The organism is Streptomyces capoamus (assembly GCF_014654935.1).
Lineage (GTDB): Bacteria > Actinomycetota > Actinomycetes > Streptomycetales > Streptomycetaceae > Streptomyces > Streptomyces capoamus.
In genome coordinates, this window is sequence record NZ_BNBF01000011.1 from 34,730 (window position 1) to 43,001 (window position 8,272).

The window sequence follows — 8,272 nt, forward strand, 5'->3', positions numbered from 1 at the left end:
CCGGCCGGCCACCGCGCCCGCCGCGTCGTCGACCAGCTTCATGATCACCCCGCCGTGCACCGTACCCAGCAGGTTGGTGTCGTTGTGGGTCATGATGTGGCTGAGGGTGGTGCGCGAGGCGGACGTGGGCTTGCCCGGGATGTCCGGCTGCGTGTCCGGATCCGTGTCCGTGGCCTGGTCTGTCATGCCCTCCACCTTATGCCGACGCGCGTTCGCGGAATTTGTGTCGGGTTCGCAACAGCGGGGCCCTGATTTCCCGACATCCCTTGTCGAGCACGTATCGGCGCCCTGCACACTGGGGCCCATGAATGACTGGCCCGAGGGATGGTCCGACGAGAACCGCGGCCCGCGTCACGGACGCGGCAGTGCCGGCGCGCAGCCGGAGGGGGCCCGCGTGATGCGTCAGGTGCGGCGCGGCCCGGCGGCGCCGCCGTACGGAGCCGGTGTGCCGCAGCAGCCGTCGTACGTCAACGGCAGCGGACACGAGGAAGGCGCCGGCTACGGCGACTACGACAGCGGCTACAACACGGGCCAGGTCTACGGCGGCGCCGGCGGCCGGGGTCCGGGCGGCCCGGAGGGCGCCTCCACCCGCGCCCCGCGCCCCGCGCCGAACTGGCGGCGCCGGATCAAGTGGACGGCGATCACGCTGGCGACCGTGCTGGTCGTCTCCTCGGTGGCCACCTACTTCTGGGCCGACTCCAAGCTGCGCCGCGAGGTGGACCTGTCCACGGTCATCGACCGGCCGGAGTCGGGCGCCGGCACCAACTACCTGATCGTCGGCTCGGACAGCCGCGAGGGCATGTCCAAGGCGGACGAGCGCAAGCTGCACACCGGCGGCGCCGAGGGCAAGCGCACCGACTCGATGATGATCCTGCACGTCGGCGACAACGGGGACACCCTGATCTCGCTGCCGCGCGACTCGGACGTGGTGGTCCCGTCGTACAAGGGGTCGACGTCCGGGAAGGTCTACCCGGCCCGGGGCAGACACGCGAAGCTGAACGCCACCTACGCCGAGGACGGGCCGACGCTGCTGGTCCGCACGGTCGAGGCGAACACCGGTCTGCACATCGACCACTACGTGGAGATCGGCTTCCAGGGCTTCGCGAACATCGTGGACGCGGTGGGCGGTGTCGAGATCGACATCGACAAGGGCTTCAAGGACAAGTGGTCGGGTGCCGACTTCCAGGCCGGCAAGCAGACCCTGAACGGCCAGCAGGCGCTCGCGTTCGTCCGGACCCGGCACGCGTTCGCCACGTCCGACCTGCAGCGCACCAAGAACCAGCAGAAGTTCCTGGCCGCGCTGGCCCACCAGGTGGCGACCCCGTCGACCGTGCTGAACCCGTTCAAGTTCTACCCGACCATGGGCGCGGGCCTGGACTCCCTGATCGTCGACAAGGACATGGGCCTGTGGGACCTGGCCTCGATGTTCTGGGCGATGAAGGGCGTCAGCGGCGGTGACGGCACCTCGATGAACATGCCGATCTCCGGCTCGGCCGGCGGCAACCTCGTCTGGGACAAGGCGAAGGTGAAGACGCTGGTGAACCAGCTGAACAACGACGAGAAGGTCACCGTCTCCGGCAACTGACGGCGGCGCGCGACGGCCGGGGCACCCCACGGGCTGCCCCGGCCGTCCGTGGCTCACATGCCGGCGCCCGCCATCGCCCGGCAGGTCTCCGCGCAGCGGCGACACGCCTCGGCACAGCGCATCATCATCTGGTCGTCGGGCATGGACATACACGCCTCGGCGCACATGTCGCAGACCTTCGCGCAGAACATGCACATGTCGCCGGCCATGGGCGAGCGCCGCATCATCATGTCGGCGCACATGCGGGTCGTCTCGGAGCAGTCCATGAGCGCGCGCATGACCTGCATCTGCGCCTGGCCGCCCTGCTGCATGCAGGAGCTCATGGCCTCCTCGCACATGTTGTGGCAGTTCATGCAGGCCTCGATGCAGTCCTGCATCTGCTGCGTGAGGGCGGGCATCATTCCGGACCGCGACTGGGACTGGGACTGGGTCATGGCTCCTCCTAGGAGGCGGGGGCCCGGGACGGCCCCGTGTGCTTCCGTCCTACGTCCGCACGGCCCGCCCCGCACGTCGGCCTACGGCCTTCCGGACCAGCGGTCTCGCGCGGTCTCGTGGGGTCTCGTAGGGTCTCGCGCGGTCTCGCGCCGAGGAGGCGGCGCGTTGGACACGGGGACGTCGGCATGGGCATCGTGGGCCGCCGCACATCTGGCATGTTGACGACAGAGTGGAGACGTTCCACGGCCCCATCGCCCTCAGCGACCCCGTCACCTCCGGCTGAGGCGCTTCGGCCACCCCACGCGAACGGCCCCCGGCACGATGCCGGGGGCCGTTGTGCTTCGCGACTCGCGAGGTCCTGCTACGGAAGGTTCCTCGCCATCACGATCCGCTGGACCTGGTTCGTGCCCTCGTAGATCTGGGTGCTTTACAGGTCATACGGCCGTGACCTGCATGAACACCCCCTTCAGAGGGGGTCTCCCCAGGATTTCCCCATGATCACTGGGGCAGCGGAAAGCCCCCGCCATGCGCCACAGGGGGAGCACGCGACGGGGGCCACCGAAGGACCGCTCAGGCGGTCAAGCCGGGGTCGAAGTACCCCGGCGTTCGGAACAGGCCCGTGAAGGTGCCAGGGCCGTGCCGTTCGTCCAGCCACGCTCCCAGCGCCGTCACGTCACCGCTGATGATGGCCGCGAGAAGACGCGTGTGGCACTCGACCTCTTCCCCAGGGGCGAACTCCTCAAGGAAGTGCGCGTACCGGCGATTGACGCCCTTCTCGTAGCCACTCAGGGCCGCCGCGTACCGCGTCTGCTCTTCGCCCCCCAGCACCCCTGCCACGCGCCCGGGGTCCTCCTCCGTCAGCGTTCCCGTCACGTCCCGGAACGCCAGTGCACCGAGAGCGTCTGCGGGCTCGGACACGCCGAAGCGTTCCACTGTCTGCCGGGTGATGGAGCGCGCCTCTCTGTCGCACGCCCCTTCCATGACGATTCCGAGGTTCCGCGTGTGGTGGCTTCCACGCTGGTCGACAGCCGAGTAGGGCTGCCCGGTGCTGCGGCGGTAGTTGATTCCGTACTGAGTGCGGACGGGCATCCCTGCCACTTCCACGTACCGCCGACGCGACCCGTAGTGAAGGCAGTCATGCGCATACGCGCGCAGCAGATCGAGGAGGGCCAGCGCGGGGCACTCGGGATTCCGGCGTTCCATGGGCCCGTACATGGTGATGACGGCCACCATCTGAAGGTGCCGGTATCCCTTGTCCGGGTGGTGGAATCCACCGAAGGCACCGACCCGCGAGGATTCGCAGCCGACCAACACACGGTCAAGCGGCAGCATCTTCGTCAGGCCGTACCCGGCGTACCGACGTTTGGCGTTTTCGACGCCCGCATGGAAAGACGTGGTGTCGATGCCGTCTGCCGCCCACCGACTGAGCATTTCCGACAGGGGCCGGAACACGTGGGCAGGGTGCTTACCCGTGAGGGGGGATGCGTCGATGCGCATGGCAGCCAATGCCGCCATCGCTTTAGCACCGGTCACGGACTCATTCGGGGCAAGTTCCGTTAACTCGCCGTGCTCGCCTTGATGAGCTGAATGTGGGACTCTTGCATCCCCTCCGGGAGTGCGTCCGGACTGAACCATTTCGCCTCCAGAATCTCGAAGCTGTCGAGCTTGAGAGTTCCACCCACGTGAAGCGCTTCGTAGGCGATTTCCACACGGAGTTTGTAGCCGCTGGTCACCTGAACCAGTCGCCCCGGAACGACTTCAAGGCCAGTTTCTTCCCGGACCTCTCGAACAATGGTCTTCGGGAACTCCTCGCTCTTGATGGCGTAGCCGGTCGGAAGTCCCCATGGCCGGTCTGCGGGCCACATTCGGTGCTTGAGGAGCAGGACTTCCCCCGCCTCGTTCCGCACTACACCCGTCACGCCGATCATGAATTTGGCGTGCGCGAACCATAGGACACGCCATTGCAGAGGGCCGCGAATGAGTTTCCACACTCGGGCAATGATTCGCTTCATGCGCACCCTTTCGATAGGGCAAGCGCGTTGGGCGCTTGCGGTGCCTGACTCAACCTATGCCGTGGAGTGTGGGTCACGCCCAGGCTTTGCCTGCCCCGACTTAGGCGGCGATTCCTCGGGCGACTATCAGCGCGACAGTCACCACCCAAGCCAGCCAGGCGAAAGCGGCCAGCGAGCCGCGTAACGCCCTCATGCCGACATGCATGCGGCACACGAGACGGTGCGCTGCCACTCGGTCAGCTTGCCGACAGCACCGCAGACAGGCTTGCCGTCGTTGTCCAGGGCGTGAACGGTCTTCAGGTCTTCCCCAACCGTTGCCGTGATCGGCCGGACGGGTGCCAACAGTTCTTGATCAGTACTCACTGCCATGCTCCGGGCTCGAATCGGTACGACCGCTCAATGTGCTCTTGGTAGGTCAAGTGGCCAGGGTTTGCTTTGAGGTGGTCAGCGGCCCACCGGGTGCCGTCCGTGGGATCTGCGCTGCCGGTGCTCGCCTGTCCGCACGCCTGACATTCCATGGCGTGCAAGGTCGGCTTATCCGTGTCCGGCGTCAGCGTGTGCTCACGGAAGCGGTAGGTGGCGCGGGTCATCACGCCCCCTTTCGCTGCGCGCAGCGCTCACACGGGAACGGGCAGGGGGGCAGAGAGTTGGGCGGGAACGCGATCACGCCGGACACCGGGTCGAGGGTGCCGCCGTACTCCTCCCACCAGCCGTCATCTGCGCGTCGTTCCGAGCCGTCAACCAGGCTCACTAACTCAGGCTCGGGCAGAGCGTTCACGCGGGCGCTGGTGCGTCTCGCGGGGGCCGTCATGCCTCACCTCCGGTCGGGCCCTCGATGCACGCGTCCGGCCGGCCGTTGGGTTCCGCTTCGGGCACTGTCGTCAACCCCTTGGCTGGTTGGTAGCCATACCCCGGACGTTCGCGCGTCGCGGGGTCCCTGTTGCGCTTGCCTACTCAACCGATTCCGCGCATACGAGGGGCAGTTGACCAGCGTTGACTACGATGGCAGTCAACAGTCAACGGGAGCTGCACCATGATCGAGTTCGGGTCTGAGGTAAAGACGGCACTCAAGGCGCAGGGAAAGAGCCTGAGAGGTGCAGCCAAGGAACTCCATTACGACGTTGCCTATCTGAGCCGGGTACTTAACGGAAAACAGGCTCCCTCTCCTGAGCTGACGCAAGCCTTAAACGAATACCTCGGCCTATCTCTGGAAGTAGAAGACAGCAGCTCTCATGACGATGAGATGGACGCTTGGGAATTGGCTCGTCGCGTCCAGGCGAGCGACGTAGGCAATGCAACCCTTGAGCGTCTAGAGCGCGCCTTTGATGGGCTGGCCATGGCCTACCCCAAAGCCAAGCCGGAAGCCTTGCTGAGGCAGGTACGCAAGCACTCCACCTATGTCGGCAAATTGCTAGACGGCCGGAAGACTCTTTCAGAGCATCGCCGGTTGCTGGTCGTCGGGGGTTGGCTGTCTCTGCTCGGGGCTACGGTCCATATCGACCTTATGCAAGACGATGCCGCTACGGCTCGACTTGAAACAGCCGCAACACTTGCCAAGGAAGCCGGGCATCGTGAAATTGAAGCGTGGTGCTATGAAACTGAGGCTTGGCGAGTCCTCACCGATGGTGATTACGTCCAAGCCGTCGACCTCTCACGAGTCGCACAGGAAATAGCTCCCGCTAATGGCTCCGCGATCATCCAGGCAACAGCGCAGGAAGGCAGAGCGAGCGCACGGCTAGGCAACGGAAGAGACACCTACTCAGCAATTGAACGAGTACAGGAGCTTTCTTCCGCTATCGGCGTCCCCGACACACCAGAGCATCATTACCGTTATGACCCTGGCAAGGCACTGTCCTATACAGCCACAACACTCGCATGGCTCGGAGATTCAGCGGCAGAGCCGTACGCCAGAGAAGTAATCAAGAGGCTTAGCCCGAGCGACGACGTAAGCCAGTGGCCAAGACGTGTAGCTAGCGCGAATATTGATCTGGCTCTGGTTCTCCTCAAAGAGAACCGGATGGACGAAGCATGCAATTCCGCCCAGAAAGCGATTCTGTCCGGGAGGGTAGTTCCGTCAAATCATTGGCGCGCACTGGAAGTCGTCAAGGCGGTAGAGGCTCGAAAACTGCCCGAGAGTGCAGACCTGCGAGAGGCATACCAAAGCCTCAAGGCGATTGATAGGGGAAAGGAATAGCCCCGACCCCTACGAGGATCGGGGCGGTTCCTTAGGTTGATTAGAGCAGGGCAAGGAAGGGGTTCGCGTCCCCGAGCGGTTCCGACCGCTTCGGTACGGGCCCCGGAGCCGGGGCCTGCTTCAGGGCCGGGCGGTAAGCGTCCAGCCGGACAACTCGTGCGCGGTTCTGTTCACACTCCGCGCTTGCCGGCCGCACCTCTGCGTGACGGGAAGTGTTCCCGTTCTGCTCACCCTCTGCGCTGGCCGGCTGAGGCACAGAGTCATCGGAACTGTCACCGCGGACCGTGAAAATGGTGGCCGGTCGGCCGGACTTCCCCGATCGCTCGACACTCACGACGATTCCGGGCAGTTCCTTGACTTCTGCTGCGGTCGCTCCCACGTACGGGAGCACCTGGGAGGAAGTGGCCCGACCGCCGTGCATCTCGATCCGGGCCCGCACCTTGTCCTCAAGGCTGAGCGGCTGCCGCTTCACCTTCGGGGCGGTCGCTCCCTTGGTGATGCGCACGGCGTCCTGTACAGACCGGCGCACCAAGCTGAAGGCGGCGGACAACATCTCTTCCGTGATCGTCTCCGAGCACTCGGACGCTGCCAGGCAGGCCGCAACCCTGAGCGTCTGCTCTGCCGTTCGCTCGATGAACACTGCCTGCCCTTCGGGCAGGGTCTCACCCAGGATGCGGGCGTACCGGCGAACCACCCGCCACAGCGACCGGGCATTCTCCGCAAGCGTGATCACACGCGGCCTGGCCGTGGCCCACCCGTAAGCGTCGGCCAGCTCCCGCCCGTCCACCTCAGGCAGGCTCACCCGGTCATCATCCAAGAGCGGCACCGACCCCAGCAGGAAGGGAAGGATGCGGTTGTACGAGCCTCCCGCCGCTTCCGACTCACCGACGTACTTCGACCAGTCAGACGGCGTGACGTGACTGTGCAGAACCATTGCGGGATCGCGCACTTCCTGCGCCTCATCCTTGGTGGTGTTCCGCAGCGTCGCCCCATCCCATGCGGTCCGCAGCTTGGTCGTGAACGACGCGTCCCGCTTCACCCTGCGGAGCACTTCCGACCACTCTTCTTCGACCACCAGAGTCCGCACGTCCCGCCCGTGCTCGGTTTCGGCCGTGGCTTCCTGCTGCTCCCACAGGTGGTTCACCATGCTCGCCCCGGACGTGATGCCGGATGTGGTGTGCGTGGCCAGGAAGCGGCCCAGAGCCTTGTCCAGGACGTGATGAGCGGCCCGGAGCGCGGTTCCCTTACCGCGCCCGGTTCCGGCCACCAGAGCGGACCACAGCAGCACGGGCCGGGGACCACGGGAGGACACCTTGACCGAGCCACCGATAGCGGCCGACCACATCGACAGGGCAGCCACGTACACCCCCAAGGGGTCCGCCTCAACGAAGGGGGCGATTCTGCGGACTGCGCGACCAATGGGACCGTACAGAACGGGGGTGCTCATGCTGCCTCTATCTCGAACAGGGTTGGTTGGGTGGACTCTGGCCGGGGAGGCCGGGCGCACTCGACGCCCGGCACAGCGGGGGCGACGCTTACGCCGCTGCCGCTTTTCCCTCGGATGCGTCCCGATGGGTCAGCTCGTAGGCGTGACGGACATGCATGGGGATGCGTCCCTTCGTGGGCACGGCGTAGCCGTTCTCTCGTGCCCAAGCCCGGACGGCACGGTTACGCTCACGCTCACTCATCCCGGAACGGTCGACTTTGGCAGGCTCCGGAAGCGGGTCACCGCCAGCCAACTCACCCGACCGAACAGCCGACTTGAAGCGTCCGGGTTCCCGCACGTCCATCACAGGGATGCCACGCTCGGAAGCGTCCCGCACCTTGGTGGCGTTCCGGTCGCCACCCTCACCCAGGATCAGCAGGACCGTGCTGTCATCGGCACGGCCAACCACCTCATAGCCCAGGTTGCGCGCCGCTTCCCGCGCGTCCTCCCAGTCATATCCCGGCACCTCACCAGCGATCATCACGGAGGGCACCGGCTCAAAGTTGGACTCCGCCACGGGAACCGATCCCGGCTCCGGCTCCGGCTCCGGCTCCGGCTCC

Annotated in this window: 9 protein-coding genes; 2 read left to right on the forward strand and 7 right to left on the reverse strand. The window is 65.8% G+C overall.

What is annotated here, in order from left to right; translation table 11 throughout:
• Positions 1-186 (reverse strand): hotdog domain-containing protein (locus tag IE312_RS40765; protein WP_306419778.1); only part of this gene is annotated, 186 nt, incomplete at its 3' end.
• Between the two features lie 118 nt (positions 187-304).
• On the opposite strand from IE312_RS40765, the gene IE312_RS18670 reads away from it, so the two are divergent.
• A complete protein-coding gene (locus IE312_RS18670) occupies positions 305-1,585 on the forward strand; it encodes an LCP family protein (RefSeq protein WP_189983217.1) in 1,281 nt (426 codons plus the stop codon).
• Positions 1,586-1,638: 53 nt separating this feature from the next.
• Here IE312_RS18670 and IE312_RS18675 read toward each other — a convergent pair whose 3' ends face one another.
• From IE312_RS18675 to IE312_RS44685, 4 genes are all read right to left on the reverse strand, one after another.
• Positions 1,639-2,019: a four-helix bundle copper-binding protein gene (locus IE312_RS18675; RefSeq protein WP_189983219.1), complete on the reverse strand. Its 381-nt coding sequence runs from the start codon at positions 2,017-2,019 to the stop codon at positions 1,639-1,641.
• A gap of 571 nt (positions 2,020-2,590) precedes the next feature.
• Entirely contained in the window at positions 2,591-3,553 is a 963-nt protein-coding gene (locus tag IE312_RS18680; protein WP_229900077.1) for a hypothetical protein, read from the reverse strand.
• A 23-nt stretch (positions 3,554-3,576) separates the two neighbouring features.
• A complete protein-coding gene (locus IE312_RS18685) occupies positions 3,577-4,032 on the reverse strand; it encodes an NUDIX domain-containing protein (protein WP_189983221.1) in 456 nt (151 codons plus the stop codon).
• A gap of 359 nt (positions 4,033-4,391) precedes the next feature.
• On the reverse strand, positions 4,392-4,622 hold the full coding sequence (locus IE312_RS44685; protein ID WP_440862362.1) for a DUF7848 domain-containing protein: 231 nt from the start codon (positions 4,620-4,622) through the stop codon (positions 4,392-4,394).
• Positions 4,623-5,065: 443 nt separating this feature from the next.
• On the opposite strand from IE312_RS44685, the gene IE312_RS18690 reads away from it, so the two are divergent.
• Positions 5,066-6,226, forward strand: a complete 1,161-nt coding sequence (locus IE312_RS18690; protein WP_189983224.1) for a helix-turn-helix domain-containing protein — start codon at positions 5,066-5,068, stop codon at positions 6,224-6,226.
• 40 nt (positions 6,227-6,266) lie between these two features.
• Here the strand turns inward: IE312_RS18690 and IE312_RS18695 are convergent, their stop codons facing one another.
• Positions 6,267-7,673 carry a DUF3987 domain-containing protein gene (locus IE312_RS18695; protein ID WP_189983226.1) on the reverse strand — a complete coding sequence of 469 codons (1,407 nt, stop codon included), beginning with the start codon at positions 7,671-7,673 and terminating at the stop codon, positions 6,267-6,269.
• Positions 7,674-7,761: 88 nt separating this feature from the next.
• Positions 7,762-8,272 (reverse strand): Lsr2 family DNA-binding protein (locus tag IE312_RS40770; protein WP_229900078.1); only part of this gene is annotated, 511 nt, incomplete at its 5' end.